Origin of the sequence: Streptomyces sp. NPDC004435 (assembly GCF_042873895.1) — a bacterium.
Lineage (GTDB): Bacteria > Actinomycetota > Actinomycetes > Streptomycetales > Streptomycetaceae > Streptomyces.
The window spans coordinates 110,165-126,485 of sequence record NZ_JBIAMB010000006.1 but is presented as its reverse complement, the minus strand read 5'-3'; the positions used below and the strand labels follow the sequence as shown (position 1 = coordinate 126,485).

Sequence of the window (16,321 nt, the reverse complement as noted above, 5' to 3'; positions counted from 1 at the left end):
CGGCCGGGGTGCGACACCGGCACCGTTCGCGCGCCCACTCCCCGGGCGTGTACGGCTCGCGCACCCCTGCCGCCCCGTGCAAGGTAGGAGGGCCGAACGTCGCACGGATGCGGGACCTCGGTCGGCCGGACCACGCCGCTTCCCGTGAGAGACTGGTCTAGACAACCGCTGAAGACCTGAAGGGCAACACCATGGCTGAGCGCCGCGTCAACGTCGGCTGGGCCGAGGGCCTGCACGCCCGCCCCGCCTCCATCTTCGTCCGTGCCGCCACGGCCTCCGGTGTCCCGGTGACCATCGCCAAGGCCGACGGCAACCCGGTGAACGCCGCCTCCATGCTCGCGGTGCTCGGCCTGGGCGCGCAGGGCGGCGAGGAGATCGTGCTCGCTTCGGACGCCGAGGGCGCCGAGGCCGCGCTGGAGCGCCTCGCCAAGCTCGTCGCCGAGGGTCTCGAGGAGCTTCCCGAGACGGTCTGACCCAGCGGGTCGATTCCTTCTCCTCCCGGACGGCCGTGTCCCCGGAATTCCCGGGCGACACGGCCGTTCGGCATTTACGGGAAGGATGAATCCCGGCATCCCGGGTCTCGGCAATTCGGTTTCCGGGCAGCACGAAATGCACTCCGGGATTGCTATTCTTTGTATACGGCGCCCGTGTTAATTCCGGACGCTCGCCGTGTTGACGGCATGTTGCGAAACCCTCACGTGGCCCCGCTCGGGCCTTTTCAGCCGGTGCAGCGGGAGCGTGTGCTCGGCGTGCAGGGCGGTCAGCGCGCGGGCCCGTTCGGCGTCCCCGCGCGCGACGGCGTCGACGATCGCCCCGTGCTCGGCCCACGCCTCCACCGGCCGGTCCGGCTGGTCCACCACGTACATCCAGGCGATCTTGTGGCGCAGCTGGGTGAGGAGGGCGGAGAGCGCGGGGCTCCCCGACGCCTGCGCGAGCGTCTCGTGGAACCAGGCGCCAAGCGCCCGCAGGTCCTCGCCCTGCCCCCGGCGGGCCCTCTCCTGCCCCAGCCTGACCAGGCCGCGCAGCACCTTGAGGTGGGCGTCGGTGCGCCGCTGGGCGGCCCGGGCGGCGCCGAGCGGTTCGAGCAGCGCCCGTACGTCGAGGAGGTCGGCGGCCTCCTGCTCGGTGGGCTCGGCGACCTGGGCGCCCGCATGGCGCCGGCTGACCACGAAGCCCTCGGACTCCAGGGTGCGCAGCGCCTCGCGGACCGGGACGCGGGAGACTCCGTAGCGGCGGGCCAGCTGCTCCTCGGTGAGCCGGCTGCCGCGCCCGAAGACCCCCGAGACGATGTCGTCCCGGATCGCCGTGCATACCGATTGCGCGGGAACCCGCATGTCCGACCTCCGCTTTCGCTCCGCGCGCACCGAATTCGAGCGGCGCTTCTCACGCGACTCTATTGCAGTGCGCCGGAAATTCCGATGCCCCCTCGGAATTCGCCCGCTCCGCGGCAGCGCCCGTATCGGGCGAGGAGACACGAAAAGGCCCCGGCTCGTGTGAGCCGGGGCCGTTTCGACGCGGGGTGACGGGTCAGAGGCTGACGCCGCGGGCGCGGAGGTACGCGACGGGGTTGAGGTCGGAGCCGTACTCGGCGGTGGCACGGGCCTCGAAGTGGAGGTGCGGGCCGGTCGAGTTGCCGGTCGAGCCCGAGATGCCTATCTGCTGGCCGGGCTCGACGGACTGGCCGACGTAGACACCGATGGACGACAGGTGGCCGTACTGGGTGTAGGTGCCGTCGTTCATCCGGATCACGATGTTGTTGCCGTACGCGCCGCCCCAGCCGGCCTCGACGACGGTGCCGGAGCCGACGGAGACGACCGAGCTGCCGTAGGCGGCGTGGAAGTCGACGCCGGAGTGGCTGCCGGAGGACCAGAGGGAGCCGCCGGTCTTGTAACCGGTGGAGACGTACGAGCCGGCGACCGGGAGGTTGAAGGAGGCGAGCCGACGGCGCTCGGCCTCACGGGCGGCGCGCTCCTTGGCCTCGCGGATCTCCTGGGCGCGGGCCTCGGCCTGGCGCTTCGCCTCGGCGCGCGCCTTGGCGCGGGCATCGGCCTCGGCGACCTCCAGCTCCTGGGCGGCGGCCTGGGCGCTGAGCTGGTCGGCGATGGACTCGTCGGCGATCACCCGGGTGAGGCCGGTGTCCTCGGGGGAACGGTCGTCCGTGTCGGCGGCGAGCGCCGGAGAGGCGAGGGTGCCGACGACACCGGTGGTGGCGAGGGCGGCCACGCCGGCGATGCCGGCGCTGCGGCGAGCCAGTCGGCTCGCACCACGATGTTTCCCGGTGGCACGGGTGAACGCCAAGACGGTTCCTTTCCTTCCTTCTCGCCTACCGGGTTAGCTGACGGGTTCGGAGCAGGAAGGTCTCCTACGGGCCCCTCCGCGCGGCGAAGGCGTCCGATTCACCCCAGGGACTGTGTGGGTCCCCGGCTCCCCAGGCTCGCGCCTGACGGGGACTCGGCGATGGCTGCCCGGTGCCGCGGGTGCGGCGCGTGCGTCGGTCGGACAGCCGGGACGACGCTAGGCCGGAGGGATGTCAATCACCAAACGGTCTCGCTGATTTGTAAGACACGCCACAGGGCAAACGATCACCCTTGGCGCCATAACGGACAAAGCGGAGGTCTCCGACGCTTCATCACATCGGAGACCTCCGCCGGGCCGACGAGGCGTCAGCTCACCACGGACACCTCACCGATGCCGAGGGCCCGCACGGGCTCCTCGATCTCGGAGGCGTCGCCCACCAGGACCGTCACCAGGCGGTCCACAGGGAAGGCGCTGCCGGCGGCGGCAGTGGCCTCGACCGTGCCCGTCTCGGCGAGCCGCGCGTACAACCGGGCCTGGTAGTCGTCCGGCAGGTGCTGCTCGACCTGGTCGGAGAGGGTCGCCGCGACCGAGGCGGCCGTCTCGTACTTGAGCGGCGCCACGCCCACCAGGTTCTGCACGGCGACGTCGCGCTCGGCGTCGGTCAGACCGCCCTCGGCCAGCGTGCGGAGCACCTTCCACAGGTCGTCGAGGGCCGGGCCGGTGTTGGGGGTGTCGATCGAGCCGCTGATGGCCAGCAGCGAGGCACCGTGGCCCTCGCCGTCCGAGCGGAGCACCTGCCCGAAGGCGCGCACGCCGTACGTGTATCCCTTCTCCTCGCGCAGCACCGCGTCCAGACGGGAGGTCAGGGTGCCGCCCAGGCAGTAGACACCGAGGACCTGCGCGGCCCAGACGGCGTCGTGGCGGTCCGGGCCGATCCGGCCGATGAGCAGCTGCGTCTGGACCGCACCGGGGCGGTCGACGATGACGACCCGTCCGGTGTCGTCGGCGGTGATCGGCGGCATCGGGCGCGGCGCGGCCGGCTTGCCGGTCCAGCCGCCGAGGGTCTCTGCGAGGACCTTGTCCAGGTCCACGCCGGTCAGGTCGCCGACGACGACCGCGGTGGCGGCGGCGGGCCGCACGTGCCCGTCGTAGAAGGCGCGGACGGCGGCGGCGTCGATGGCCTCCACCGTCTCCTTGGTGCCCTGGCGCGGCCGGGACATCCGCGCGGTGGCCGGGAAGAGCTCCTTGTAGAGCTGCTTGGCCGCGCGGCGGCTCGGGTTGGCCGCCTCGTGCGGGATCTCGTCGAGCCGGTTGGCCACCAGGCGCTTGACCTCGTCGGGGTCGAAGGCCGGGGAGGTCAGCGCCTCGGAGACGAGCCCGAGGGCCTTCGGGAGCCGGGAGACCGGGACTTCCAGGGAGACCCGGACGCCGGGGTGGTCCGCGTGCGCGTCCAGGGTGGCGCCGCAGCGCTCCAGTTCGGCCGCGAACTCCTCGGCGCCGCGCTCGGTGGTCCCCTCGGAGAGGGCGCGGGCCATGATGGTGGCGACGCCGTCCAGACCCTCCGGCTCGGCGTCCAGCGGGGCGTCGACGAAGATCTCGACGGCGACGACCTGCTGGCCGGGGCGGTGGCAGCGGAGCACGGTGAGACCGTTGTCGAGCGCGCCGCGCTCGGGGGCGGGGAAGGCCCACGGCCTGGCCGCGCCGGCCTGCGGCTGCGGGTGGAAATCCATGCTGGTCAGGGGCTCGGCGGTGTCCGTCACTGGTCCGCTCCCTCTTCCTCGTCGCTGTCTGCGGCCTCGGCGGCCTCGTTCGCCTCGTGCTCGACGGGCTCGTAGACCAGAACCGCGCGGTTGTCGGGCCGGAGCCGGGCCGCGGCCACCTCGCGCACCTCGTCGGCGGTGACGGCGAGGACGCGGTCGACGGCGGTCAGGGCGAGCTGCGGGTCGCCGAACAGCACCGCGAAGCGGCACAGTTCGTCGGCGCGGCCGGCGACCGTGCCGAGCCGGTCGAGCCACTCGCGCTCCAGCTGGGCCTGAGCGCGCTCCATCTCCTCGGCGGTGGGCCCCTCGGCGGCGAAGCGGGCCAGCTCCTCGTCGACGGCCGCCTCGATGTCGGGGACCTCGACGCCGCCGGAGGTCTTGACGTCCAGCCAGCCGAGCGAGGGCGCGCCGGCGAGCCGGAGCAGGCCGAAGCCGGCGGCGACGGCCGTGCGGTCCCGGCGGACCAGCCGGTTGTGCAGACGGGAGGACTCGCCGCCGCCCAGCACGGTGAGGGCGAGGTCGGCGGCGTCGCACGCGCGCGTGCCGTCCTCGGGCAGCCGGTAGGCGGCCATCAGGGCCCGGGCCGGGACGTCCTCGACGACGACCTCGCGCAGCTGCTCGCCGATGACCTCCGGCAGGCCGCCGTCACGCGGGGCGGGCTTGCCGTCGTGGCCGGGGATGGAGCCGAAGTACTTCTCGACCCAGGCGAGCGTCTGCTCCGGGTCGATGTCGCCGACCACCGACAGGACCGCGTTGTTGGGCGCGTAGTAGGTGCGGAAGAAGTTCCGCGCGTCCTCCAGCGTGGCCGCGTCCAGGTCCGCCATCGAGCCGATGGGGGTGTGGTGGTAGGGGTGGCCCTCGGGGTACGCGAGCGCGGTGAGCTTCTCGAAGGCGGTGCCGTACGGCACGTTGTCGTACCGCTGGCGGCGCTCGTTCTTCACGACGTCCCGCTGGTTCTCCATCGACTCGTCGTCGAGGGCGGCGAGCAGCGAGCCCATCCGGTCCGCCTCCAGCCAGAGCGCGAGCTCCAGCTGGTGGGTGGGCATGGTCTCGAAGTAGTTGGTGCGCTCGAAGCTGGTCGTGCCGTTGAGCGAGCCGCCCGCGCCCTGCACGAGCTCGAAGTGCCCGTTGCCGTGCACCTGCTGCGAGCCCTGGAACATCAGGTGCTCGAAGAGGTGGGCGAGGCCCGTGCGGCCCTCGACCTCGTGGCGCGAGCCGACGTCGTACCAGAGGCAGACCGCGGCGACCGGGGTCAGGTGGTCCTCGGAGAGCACCACCCGCAGGCCGTTCGCCAGCCGGTGCTCGGTCGCTGTCAGGCCGCCGGAGCCGGCCTCGGCCGTGGCCGTGTGACCCATGGGCATGTACGTCCCTTCGATCGCGATCTGGAAAAGTGCTGCCACTGTATGCAAGCGCGCCGACACCTGGCGAAGTTCCCGGACCCCTGAGATGTCCCTCGTCCGGGTCGCGGTCCGCGTTGTCGGTGGCACGGTCCACAATGGTCCGCGTCAGATCAAGCTTTGTCGGAGAAGGAGCCGCAGCCGCGATGGCCCGCCGCAGCACGAAGACACCGCCGCCGGACGACGCGTACGAGGAGAGGATCCTCGACATCGACGTCGTCGACGAGATGCAGGGCTCCTTCCTCGAGTACGCCTACTCGGTCATCTACTCGCGTGCGCTGCCCGACGCCCGCGACGGCATGAAGCCGGTCCAGCGGCGCATCGTCTACCAGATGAACGAGATGGGCCTGCGCCCCGACCGCGGGTTCGTCAAGTGCGCCCGCGTGGTCGGCGAGGTGATGGGCAAGCTGCACCCGCACGGCGACGCCTCCATCTACGACGCCATGGTGCGCATGGCGCAGCCCTTCTCCATGCGCGTGCCGCTGGTCGACGGCCACGGCAACTTCGGCTCGCTGGGCAATGACGACCCGCCCGCCGCGATGCGGTACACCGAGTCGCGGATGGCCCCCGCCGCCCTGCTGATGACCGAGTCCATCGACGAGGACACGGTCGACTTCGCGCCCAACTACGACGGCCAGGAGCGGGAGCCGGTCGCGCTCCCCGCCGCGTACCCGAACCTGCTGGTGAACGGCGCCTCGGGCATCGCGGTCGGCATGGCGACCAACATGCCCCCGCACAACCTCGGCGAGGTCGTCGCGGCCGCCCGCCACCTGATCCGCTACCCGCACGCGGACCTGGACGCGCTGATGCGCTTCGTCCCCGGCCCCGACCTGCCGACCGGCGGCCGCATCGTCGGCCTGAACGGCATCCGGGACGCGTACGAGACGGGCCGCGGCACCTTCAAGATCCGCGCCACCACCTCGGTGGAGACGGTGACCGCCCGCCGCAAGGGCATCGTCGTCACCGAACTGCCCTTCACGGTCGGCCCCGAGAAGGTCATCTCCAAGATCAAGGACCTGGTCGGCTCCAAGAAGCTCCAGGGCATCGCCGACGTCAAGGACCTCACCGACCGGGCCCACGGGCTCCGTCTGGTCATCGAGATCAAGAACGGCTTCGTGCCCGAGGCCGTCCTGGAGCAGCTCTACAAGCTGACGCCGATGGAGGAGTCCTTCGGCATCAACAACGTGGCCCTGGTGGACGGCCAGCCGCTCACCCTCGGCCTCAAGGAGCTCCTGGAGGTCTACCTCGACCACCGCTTCGAGGTCGTCCGCCGCCGCTCGGAGTACCGCCGCGGCAAGAAGAGCGACCGGCTGCACCTGGTCGAGGGCCTGCTCGTCGCGCTCCTCGACATCGACGAGGTCATCCGGCTCATCCGGGAGAGCGAGAACTCGGCGCAGGCGAAGGAGCGCCTGATGGAGCGCTTCTCGCTGAGCGAGGTCCAGACCCAGTACATCCTGGACACCCCGCTGCGCCGGCTCACCAGGTTCGACCGCCTGGAGCTGGAGACCGAGCGCGACCGGCTGACCGGCGAGATCGACGAGCTGACCGGGATCCTCGACTCCGACTCCGAGCTGCGCAAGCTGGTCTCCGCCGAGCTGGCCGCGGTCGCGAAGAAGTTCGCCACCGACCGGCGCACGGTCCTCCTGGAGTCGGCGGGCGCGCCCGTCTCCGCCGTCCCGCTGGAGGTCGCCGACGACCCCTGCCGGGTGCTGCTCTCCACGACCGGTCTGCTGGCCAGGACGGTCTCGGCGGAGCTGCCGCCGGTCGAGGCGGACGCCAAGCGGACCAAGCACGACGCGATCGTCTCCTCGGTGGCCGCCACCCAGCGCGGCGACGTGGGCGCGGTGACCTCCACGGGCCGGCTGCTCCGGATCGCCGTCATCGACCTGCCCCAGCTCCCCGACACGGCCGCCTCGCCGAACCTGGCGGGCGGGGCGCCGCTGAGCGAGTTCCTCTCCCTGGAGGCGGACGAGACGGTGGTCTGCCTGACCACCCTGGACGAGTCCTCCCCCGGCCTGGCGCTCGGCACCCTCCAGGGCGTCGTCAAGCGCGTGGTGCCGGACTATCCGGCGAACAAGGACGAGCTGGAGGTCATCACCCTCAAGGACGGCGACCGGATCGTCGGCGCGACCGAACTGCGGACGGGCGAGGAGGACCTGGTCTTCATCACCTCCGACGCGCAGCTGCTGCGCTACCCCGCCTCCCAGGTGCGGCCGCAGGGCCGGCCCGCCGGCGGCATGGCGGGCATCAAGCTGGCGGCCGGGGCCGAGGTGCTGTCCTTCGCCGCGGTGGACCCGGCGGCCGACGCGGCCGTGTTCACGGTGGCGGGCTCGACCGGCACCCTGGACGGTTCGGCGGCGACCTCTGCGAAGCTGACCCCGTTCGACCAGTACCCGCGCAAGGGCCGGGCCACCGGCGGTGTGCGCTGCCAGCGCTTCCTGAAGGGCGAGGACGTGCTGATCCTGGCCTGGGCGGGCGCCCTCCCGGCCCGTGCCGCGCAGAAGAACGGCACCCCGGTCGAGCTGCCGGAGCCGGACCCGCGCCGCGACGGCTCGGGCACCCCGCTGCCGAAGCCGGTGGACGTGGTGGCCGGCCCGGCGAGCTAGCCGCCGGTACCCGCTGGCCCTGTACGCGTCGAGGCCCCCCGCTCCCACCCGGAGCGGGGGGCTTCGTCGTGCGTGGGGTTGGGGGGCTTCGTCGTACCCGGAGCGGGGGCTTCGTCGTGCGCGGAGCGGTTCCTCAGGGCCGTGCGCCGGGGGCGTACACCGTCTCGATCCCGGCGACGATCAGCCGCAGCCCCTCCTCGAAGCGCTCGTCGTAGCCGGCGAAGAGCTCCGCGCCCGCCTGCGCCGCGAGGGGGTACGCGGCGAGGCGCCGGGCGCGCTCGTCGATGTCGAAGCCCTCGCGTGGCTCGCCGGGGAGCGGCTCGGTGCCCTGCTCCTCGGTGACGAAGCCGAGCGTGTACATGTACGCCGTGGTGCTGGCCCGCACCGCCTCGCGCAGGGTGAACCCCGCGTCGACGAGGGCGCCGAGCTGACGCTCCATGTCCTGGGCGTGGTCGGTGCCGGTGAACCGGGCGCCGCTGTAGACCTTGGCTCCGTCGCGGTAGCGGAGCAGCCCGGCCCGCAGGCCCCGGTTGGCGGTGAGCATCAGTTCCTGCCAGCCGCTCCCGACGGCCGCGCGGGCCTCCGGTTCGGCGACCATCCGCCGGTACATCACCGTCGCCATCTCGTCGAGCAGGGCCTGCTTGTTCTTGAAGTGCCAGTACAGGGCGGGTGCCTGGACGTGCAGTTCCTGGGCGATGGCGCGGAGCGTGAGCCCTTCCAGGCCGCGCTCGTTCAGCAGCCGCAGGGCGGTCTCCGCCACCTGGCCGGGGTCCAGCTTCGCCGTCTTCTTGGTCGCCACCCCGTCACGGTATCCCCTTGACTCCTTAACACCGTTAAGGCGATGCTTGGGGAGCCGTCATTTAACACCGTTAAGGAATGGAGGCGGTCACCCATGTCCGAGCCCACGCCTGCAACTGCCGCGCACCGCGACACCGACGTCGTCATCTGCGGGGCGGGCCCGACGGGGCTCGTGCTCGCCCTCGACCTCGTCCGCCGGGGCGTCCGCGCGCTCCTCCTGGAGCGGGCCGACGGGCTCTTCCCCGGCTCGCGCGGCAAGGGGCTCCAGCCGCGGAGCCAGGAGGTCCTGGACGACCTCGGAATCCTCCCCGGCGTCCTCGCGGCGGGCGGGCCGTACCCGCGGATGCTGGCCTGGGAGGGCACCGAGCGGCGCGGCGAGTGGGACATGATCGAGCGCTCCGAGCCCACCGAGCAGGTGCCGTACGCCGACACCCTGCTGATCCCGCAGTCCCGCACCCAGGAGCTCCTGTACGAGCGCCTGACGGCCCTGGGAGGCGGCGTCCGGTTCGGAGCCGCCCTCACCGGATTCCGTCAGGACGCCGAGCGCGTCGAGGTGCGGCTGAGTACCGGCGAGACGGTCCGGGCCGGCTGTCTGGTCGGCGCCGACGGGGGCCGCTCCACCGTCCGCCGGGCGCTCGGCATCGGCATGACCGGCGAGACCGTGGACCCGCGCCCGATGCTCGTCGCCGACGTGCGGATCGCCCCCGGAACGCTCGCCGACCGCGACCACTGGCACGTCTGGCGCGCGGCGGACGGCGGGGTGGCGCTCTGCCCGCTGCCGGGCGACGACGGACTGTTCCAGCTGGCCGCCACCTTCGAGGACGAGTCGGCCGCCGTGGACACGACCCCGGACGGCGTCCGGGCCCTGCTCGCCGCCCGGACCCCGCTGGCCGAAGAGGCGATCACCGACGTGCCCTGGGCCTCGGACTACCGCGTCCGGGCGGCGCTGGCGGACCGCTTCCGGGAGGGCCGGGTCTTCCTCGCGGGCGACGCGGCCCACGTCCACTCCCCCGCCGGCGGCCAGGGCCTCAACACCGGCGTCCAGGACGCGTACAACCTCGGCTGGAAGCTCGCCCAGGTCCTGCTCCACGGCGCCCCGGCCGCGCTCCTCGACAGCTACGAGGCCGAGCGCCGCCCGGTGGCGGCGGACGTCCTGGGCCTCAGCACCCGTCTCCACCGCGCGAGCGCGGGCGGCGCGGCCGTCCAGCGGGGCAGGGACGTGCAGCAGCTCGGCCTCGGCTACCGGGACTCGGACCTCGCGGTGGACACCCGCCCGGAGACCCCCGAGGAGGCCGTGCGCGCCGGCGACCGCGCCCCGGACGGCCGGTACGGCGAGGACCGGCTCTTCGACCTCTTCCGCGGCCCGCACTTCACCCTGCTCACGGCCGGACCCGCCGAACCGCCGGCGGACCTGCCCGAGCGGGTCCGCCGCGCCCGGATCCCGGCCGGCGGCCCCTACGGCACCGGCGTCTTCCTGATCCGCCCGGACGGGTACGTGGGCTGGGCCGGCCACCACGCCGACGCCTCCTTCGACGCGTACCTGACGGCCGTCGGCCTGGCACCGGCGGGCGTACCGGCCTGAGCGACCGGCCCTACGCCTCGGCCTCGGGCTCGTCCGCCCGCGGCACGTACCGGAGCAGGCCCCACATGCTGTGCTCGTCCGGAGCGTCCTCAGGACCGCCGACCTCGCAGGCGGCGAGTTCCTTGCGCAGGCCGCCCGCGTCGACGCCGGAGCCGATCAGGACGAGCTGGGTGAGGCGCTCCTCCCCGGCCGGCCAGGGCTCCGGGTAGAAGCGCAGGAAGCGGCCGACCGCGTGCACCGCGTACCGGTGGTCGGGGTCGGCGGCGCCGAGGTCCACGAAGCCCTTGAGCCGGTACAGGCCCTCGGGGCGGGAGTCGAGGAAGGCCATCAGCCGGCGCGGGTGCAGCGGCACCGCCGTCGTCAGCGAGACGGTGTCGTAGGCGGCGTGCACGTGCGCGTGCCCGTCCTCGTCGGCGTAGAGGATGTCCTCGATCGACATCTGGCCGGCGATCTCCCCCTCCGGGACGACCCGGTCGAAGAGCAGCTCGGGATCGATCCTGCCGTGGTCCGCCTCGACCACCACGGCCCGCTCCGCGAGCCCGGTGACGGTCTCCCGGACGGCCCGCAGCTCCTCCTCGGGCACCCGGTCGGCCTTGTTGACGACGACCAGGTCGGCGAGGGCGAGGTGCCGGTCGGTCTCGGGGTGCCGCTGACGGGTGGCGCCGAACTCGGCGGCGTCGACCACCTCGACGAGACCGCCGTAGACGATCCGCCGGTTCCCGCTGGCGAGCACCATACGGACCAGCTCCTGCGGCTCGGCGAGACCGCTGGCCTCGATCACGATCACGTCGAGGCACAGCTCGGGCCGGGTCAGGACGTCCAGGTACTCGTCCAGCTCGCTCACGTCCACGGCGCAGCACAGGCACCCGTTGCCGAGGGAGACCGTCGAACCGACCTGGCCGGCGACGGTCATCGCGTCGATCCCGATGTCCCCGAAGTCGTTGACCATGACCCCGATCCGGGTACCCCGGGCACTGCGCAGCAGGTGGTTGAGGAGCGTCGTCTTCCCCGCCCCGAGAAACCCGGCGAGGACGACGACGGGGATCTGCTGCGCGCTCAAGAAGCAGGCCTTTCGCTGGTACGACCACGGATCGCCGGTCCGGCGACGGACGGCGGGCCCGGAAGCGGACCCGGCCTCCCGCACCGCGACCCGTCCGACGGTCCGCCCGGACCGCCCACCAGGATAGGCAGCCCGCGCCACCACACCTGCCCCACGCGCGCGCGTGCAGTCGCCGCGTTTCCGGTCGCACGCGCCGTCCCCGTACCGTTTCGGGCATGAGCAGCCCCGGATCGACACCCTCCGCGCGGCCGGACGGGCGCCGGCGGCGTCGGCTGGGGTGGCCTCGGCGGGTGTTCTCGCAGGTCCTGCTGATGCAGCTGGCCGTCGCCACGGGGGTCACCGTGCTGGCCACCGGGTTCTTCCTGGCCCCGCTGAGCTCCCAGCTCGACGACCAGGCCATGCGGCGGGCGCTGGCCATCGCGGAGACCATGGCCTCCACGCGTACGGCCGCGGACCTGGCCGGAGGGCCGCCGTCGGCGACGGGACCGGTGCAGCGCGAGGCGGAACGGGTCCGGACGGCGACCGGCGCCGAGTACGTGGTCGTCATGGACACGCGCGGAGTGCGCTGGTCGCACCCCGACCCCGTCCAGATCGGCCGGACCGTCTCCACCGACCCGAGCGAGGCCTTGGCGGGCCGCGAGGTGATGGAGATCGACAGCGGCACCCTCGGCCGCTCGGCGCGCGGCAAGGCGCCGCTGCGGAACGCCGACGGCGGGATCGTCGGCGCGGTCTCCGTCGGCATCGAGTACGACAGCGTCCGCGACCGCCTCCTCTCCGCGATCCCCGGTCTCCTGGCCTACGCGGGCGGCGCGCTCGCGGCCGGCGCCCTCGCGGCGTACCTGATCTCCCGGCGGATCCAGCGGCAGACCCGCGACCTGGCCTTCTCCGACATCTCTGCGCTGCTGGCCGAGCGCGAGGCGATGCTGCACGGCATCCGCGAGGGCGTGGTGGCCCTGGACCGCAAGGGTTCCGTACGGCTCCTCAACGACGAGGCGCAGCGCCTGCTCGGCCTCGGCCCCGAGGCCGCCGGACGCCCGCTCGACGCGCTCCTCGGCCCCGGGCGCACCGCCGACGTGCTGACCGGCCGGGTGAGCGGAGCCGATCTGGTGACCGTCCAGGGACACCGGGTGCTGATCGCCAACCGGATGCCGACGGACGACGGGGGCGCCGTGGCGACCCTGCGGGACCGGACCGAGCTGGAGCGGCTCGGCCGCGAGCTGGACTCCACCCGGGGCCTGATCGACGCCCTGCGCGCCCAGGACCACGAGCACGCCAACCGCCTCCACACCCTGCTCGGCCTCCTGGAGCTGGAGCTGTACGACGAGGCGGCCGACTTCGTCACCGAGGTCGTCGGGGTGCACCGGGCCACCGCCGAGCAGGTGACCGAGAAGGTCCACGACCCGCTGCTCGCCGCCCTCCTGGTCGGCAAGGCGACCGTCGCCGCCGAGCGCGGCGTCTCGCTGCGCCTCTCCCCCGACTCGCTGCTCCCGGACCGGCTGGTGGACCCGCGCGAACTGGTCACCGTCGTCGGCAATCTCGTCGACAACGCCCTCGACGCCGCCGCGGGCACCCCGGACGCCCGGGTCGAGGTCGCGCTGCGCGCCGAGGGCCGGACGGTGGTCCTGGGGGTCGCCGACAGCGGTCCCGGCGTCCCCGAGGAGCGCCGGGAGCTGATCTTCACCGAGGGGTGGACGACGAAGGAAGCGCCCTCCCACGGCAAGCGGGGCCTCGGGCTGGCGCTGGTCCGGCGTCTCGCCGAGCGGCGCGGCGGCACCGCGCGCGTGACGACGGGACCGGCCGGCGGCGCGGAGTTCACGGTCGTCCTCCCGGACGTCCTGGCGGAAGCGCCCCCGCCCGCCGCACCGGCCGCCCTGCCCGCGCCCGCCACCCCGCGCGACCCGGCGGACCCGACCACGGCCGAGGAGCGGTCCCGATGATCGACGTGCTCGTCGTCGACGACGACATCCGCGTGGCGCGGGTGAACGCCGCCTACGTGACCAAGCTGCCCGGCTTCCGGGTCGCGGCCACCGCCCACTCGACCGCGGAGGCCCTGGCCGTCCTCGACGGCCGGCCGGTGGACCTCGTCCTCCTCGACCACTACCTCCCCGACGAGAACGGTCTCGCCGCCATCCGCGAGCTGCGCGCCCGCGGCCACCAGTGCGACGTGATCATGGTGACCGCGGCCCGGGACGTGGCGACCGTCCAGGCGGCCATGCGGCACGGCGCCCTCCAGTACCTGGTGAAGCCGTTCAACTTCGCCGGGCTGCGCTCGAAACTGGAGGCGTACGCGACGCTCCGCCGCGCCCTGGAGAGCGGCGGCGAGGCGGAACAGGCCGAGGTCGACCGGATCTTCGGAACCCTGGCGGCCGGCGCCGTCGCCCCCGATCTGCCCAAGGGGCACTCCCCGACGACGGCCGAACTGGTGCGCCAGGCGCTGCTGGCCGCCGGCGGGCCGCTCTCCACCCAGGAGCTGGCCGAGCGGACCGGTGTCAGCCGCCAGACCGCCCAGCGCTACCTCAAGCTCCTCGAACGCACCGGGCGGGTACGGCTCTCCCTCCGGTACGGCGAGACCGGCCGCCCCGAGCACCGCTACACCTGGGTCTCCTCGCCCTGAGGCCCCGTCGCGGTGACGCTCGCGTCAGGCGGCCCCCGCGCCCGTGAGCGACCGCACCTCGGTCTCCGCGTGCCGCGCCTCGTCGGGCGGCTCGGGCGAGGTCACCGTCCCCAGCCAGCCGGCCAGGAAGCCGAGCGGGATGGAGACCACCCCCGGGTTCTGGAGCGGGAAGACGTGGAAGTCGACGCCGGGGAAGAGCGCGTCCGGGCTGCCGGAGACGACCGGCGAGAACAGCACCAGCAGCACCGCGGGGACGAGCCCGCCGTACACGGACCAGACCGCGCCCCGGGTGGTGAAGCGGCGCCAGAAGAGCGAGTAGAGCAGCACCGGCAGGTTGGCCGAGGCGGCGACGGCGAAGGCGAGGCCGACGAGGAAGGCCACGTTGAGGTCGCGGGCGAGCAGTCCGAGCCCGATCGCGGCGGCGCCGATCACGGCGGCGGCCGTCCGCGCCACCGCCACCTCGCTGTACGGCTTCCCGCCGGGCCGGCGCAGCGAGGCGTAGAGGTCGTGGGCGACGGAGGCGGAGGAGGCCAGGGTGATCCCCGCGACGACGGCGAGGATGGTCGCGAAGGCGACGGCCGCGACGATCGCGAAGAGCACCGTGCCGCCGGTGGAGCCCGCTCCCCCGCCGAGGTCGAGGGCCAGCAGCGGGACGGCGGTGTTCCCGGAGGCGTTGGAGGCGCGGACCTCGGAGGAGCCGATGATCGCGGCGGCGCCGAAGCCGAGGACGATCGTCATCAGGTAGAAGCCGCCGATCAGGCCGATCGCCCAGACGACCGAGCGGCGGGCGGCCCGTGCGGTGGGCACCGTGTAGAACCGGGACAGGATGTGGGGCAGTCCCGCGGTGCCGAGGACGAGCGCGAGGCCGAGGCTGATGAAGTCCAGCCGGGCGGTCCAGTCGCCGCCGTAGCGCAGTCCGGGGCCGAGGAAGGCGGTGCCGTGGCCGCTGCGCTCGGCGGCGGTGGCGAGCAGACCGTTCACATCGCCGTGGAAGCGGACCAGGACGAGCACGGTGAGCGTGACCGTGCCCGCCATCAGCAGCACGGCCTTGACGATCTGGATCCAGGTGGTGGCCCGCATCCCGCCGAGCGACACGTAGACCACCATCAGCGCGCCGACGCCGACGACCGTCCAGGTGCGTGCCGCCTCGCCGGTGCCGCCGAGCAGGAGGGCCACCAGGCTGCCGGCGCCCACCATCTGGGCAATCAGGTACAGGACGGAGACGGCGACCGAGGAGGTGCCGGCGGCGATGCGCACGGGCCGTTCCGCCATCCGCGCGGCGATGACGTCGGCGAGGGTGAACCGGCCGCAGTTGCGGACGAGTTCGGCGACCAGGAAGAGCACCACGAGCCAGGCGACCAGGAAGCCGACCGAGTAGAGCATGCCGTCGTAGCCGTAGAGCGCGATCAGGCCCGAGATGCCGAGGAAGGAGGCGGCGGACATGTAGTCGCCGGCGATGGCGAATCCGTTCTCCATCGGCGAGAAGAGTCTGCCGCCGGCGTAGAACTCCTCGGCCGAACCGCGCCGGTTGCGGCTCACCCACGTGGTGATGCCCAGGGTCACGGCGACAAAGGCGCTGAAGAGCAGCAGGGCGAGGGTCTGGTGGTCTCCGGTCACCGTTCGGCTCCCCTCGTCATCTCCTGGGTGTCCCAGCGCAGTTCGAGCGCGGCCCGGTCGCGGCGCAGCCGCGCGTGCCGGGCGTAGGCCCAGGTGAGCAGGAAGGTGGTGAGGAACTGGCCGAGGCCGGCGAGCATCGCGACGTTGACCGAACCGGCCACCGGGCGGGCCATCAGCCCGGGGGCGGCGGTGGCGGCGACGACGTAGGCGAGGTACCAGGCGAGGAAGGCGAGGGTCGCGGGGAGGACGAAACGGCGGTACCGGCGCCGTACCTCCTGGAAGGCGGGGCTGCGCTGGACCTCCAGGTAGACCGCGGCCGCCCCGGGCAGCGGGTTCGCGGCCTCGTCGTACCGCTGCCGCGGTAGCCCCGACGGGTTCCCGCCCGGCCCGTCGTCCCACGCCCGCGCGCGCTCCTGCTCGTCCAGCTGATCCACCGGTCAACTCTCCTTGTCAGCGAACCGTTTCGGCCGCGTGCCCAAGGATGGACAGAGCGGGCAGTTCCCGGACTCTTCTCCCTCCGGTCTTCACCCCATCAGGTGACTCCCCGGCCGGGCGACCGACCGGGCCGGGCCGATATGCGTAGGGACGC

13 protein-coding genes and 1 riboswitch are annotated in these 16,321 nt (G+C 73.3%); of the genes, 5 read left to right on the top strand and 8 right to left on the bottom strand.

Annotation, left to right across the window (positions count from 1 at the left end; genetic code table 11):
* Positions 1-191 precede the first annotated feature (191 nt).
* On the top strand, positions 192-473 hold the full coding sequence (locus tag ACFYT9_RS12720; RefSeq protein WP_360318181.1) for an HPr family phosphocarrier protein: 282 nt from the start codon (positions 192-194) through the stop codon (positions 471-473).
* A gap of 177 nt (positions 474-650) precedes the next feature.
* On the opposite strand, the gene ACFYT9_RS12715 is transcribed toward ACFYT9_RS12720, so the two are convergent.
* From ACFYT9_RS12715 to ACFYT9_RS12700, 4 genes are all read right to left on the bottom strand, one after another.
* Entirely contained in the window at positions 651-1,334 is a 684-nt protein-coding gene (locus ACFYT9_RS12715; protein WP_389162881.1) for a GntR family transcriptional regulator, read from the bottom strand.
* Between the two features lie 193 nt (positions 1,335-1,527).
* Complete coding sequence (locus ACFYT9_RS12710) at positions 1,528-2,298, bottom strand: M23 family metallopeptidase (protein WP_376600079.1); 771 nt, start codon at positions 2,296-2,298, stop codon at positions 1,528-1,530.
* An 8-nt stretch (positions 2,299-2,306) separates the two neighbouring features.
* Positions 2,307-2,467, bottom strand: a riboswitch (cyclic di-AMP (ydaO/yuaA leader).
* Between the two features lie 196 nt (positions 2,468-2,663).
* On the bottom strand, positions 2,664-4,028 hold the full coding sequence (locus tag ACFYT9_RS12705) for a M16 family metallopeptidase (protein WP_389163346.1): 1,365 nt from the start codon (positions 4,026-4,028) through the stop codon (positions 2,664-2,666).
* Between the two features lie 26 nt (positions 4,029-4,054).
* The gene (locus tag ACFYT9_RS12700; RefSeq protein ID WP_387275031.1) at positions 4,055-5,419 is read right to left on the bottom strand and encodes a M16 family metallopeptidase; all 1,365 of its coding nucleotides are present in this window, start codon (positions 5,417-5,419) and stop codon (positions 4,055-4,057) included.
* A 182-nt stretch (positions 5,420-5,601) separates the two neighbouring features.
* On the opposite strand from ACFYT9_RS12700, the gene ACFYT9_RS12695 reads away from it, so the two are divergent.
* Positions 5,602-8,061 (top strand): DNA topoisomerase (ATP-hydrolyzing) subunit A, encoded by a 2,460-nt coding sequence (locus tag ACFYT9_RS12695; protein WP_387275033.1) that lies wholly within the window; start codon positions 5,602-5,604, stop codon positions 8,059-8,061.
* A gap of 133 nt (positions 8,062-8,194) precedes the next feature.
* On the opposite strand, the gene ACFYT9_RS12690 is transcribed toward ACFYT9_RS12695, so the two are convergent.
* Positions 8,195-8,860: a TetR/AcrR family transcriptional regulator C-terminal domain-containing protein gene (locus ACFYT9_RS12690; protein WP_389162877.1), complete on the bottom strand. Its 666-nt coding sequence runs from the start codon at positions 8,858-8,860 to the stop codon at positions 8,195-8,197.
* 93 nt (positions 8,861-8,953) lie between these two features.
* Between ACFYT9_RS12690 and ACFYT9_RS12685 the strand changes: the two genes are divergently transcribed.
* Positions 8,954-10,441, top strand: a complete 1,488-nt coding sequence (locus ACFYT9_RS12685; RefSeq protein WP_389162874.1) for an FAD-dependent monooxygenase — start codon at positions 8,954-8,956, stop codon at positions 10,439-10,441.
* A 10-nt stretch (positions 10,442-10,451) separates the two neighbouring features.
* Here the strand turns inward: ACFYT9_RS12685 and ACFYT9_RS12680 are convergent, their stop codons facing one another.
* The gene (locus tag ACFYT9_RS12680; protein WP_389162871.1) at positions 10,452-11,501 is read right to left on the bottom strand and encodes a CobW family GTP-binding protein; all 1,050 of its coding nucleotides are present in this window, start codon (positions 11,499-11,501) and stop codon (positions 10,452-10,454) included.
* Between the two features lie 215 nt (positions 11,502-11,716).
* On the opposite strand from ACFYT9_RS12680, the gene ACFYT9_RS12675 reads away from it, so the two are divergent.
* Together ACFYT9_RS12675 and ACFYT9_RS12670 are read left to right on the top strand one after the other, a co-directional pair.
* Positions 11,717-13,438, top strand: a complete 1,722-nt coding sequence (locus tag ACFYT9_RS12675; RefSeq protein ID WP_389162868.1) for an ATP-binding protein — start codon at positions 11,717-11,719, stop codon at positions 13,436-13,438.
* A complete protein-coding gene (locus tag ACFYT9_RS12670; protein ID WP_376600090.1) occupies positions 13,435-14,115 on the top strand; it encodes a response regulator in 681 nt (226 codons plus the stop codon). Before ACFYT9_RS12675 ends, ACFYT9_RS12670 begins: the two co-directional genes overlap by 4 nt.
* A 24-nt stretch (positions 14,116-14,139) precedes the next feature.
* Here ACFYT9_RS12670 and ACFYT9_RS12665 read toward each other — a convergent pair whose 3' ends face one another.
* Both ACFYT9_RS12665 and ACFYT9_RS12660 read right to left on the bottom strand, forming a co-directional pair.
* Complete coding sequence (locus tag ACFYT9_RS12665) at positions 14,140-15,732, bottom strand: cation acetate symporter (RefSeq protein ID WP_389162864.1); 1,593 nt, start codon at positions 15,730-15,732, stop codon at positions 14,140-14,142.
* Positions 15,729-16,166 carry a DUF485 domain-containing protein gene (locus ACFYT9_RS12660; protein WP_376600094.1) on the bottom strand — a complete coding sequence of 146 codons (438 nt, stop codon included), beginning with the start codon at positions 16,164-16,166 and terminating at the stop codon, positions 15,729-15,731. The genes ACFYT9_RS12665 and ACFYT9_RS12660 overlap by 4 nt, the downstream gene beginning before the upstream one ends.
* Positions 16,167-16,321: the final 155 nt, after the last annotated feature.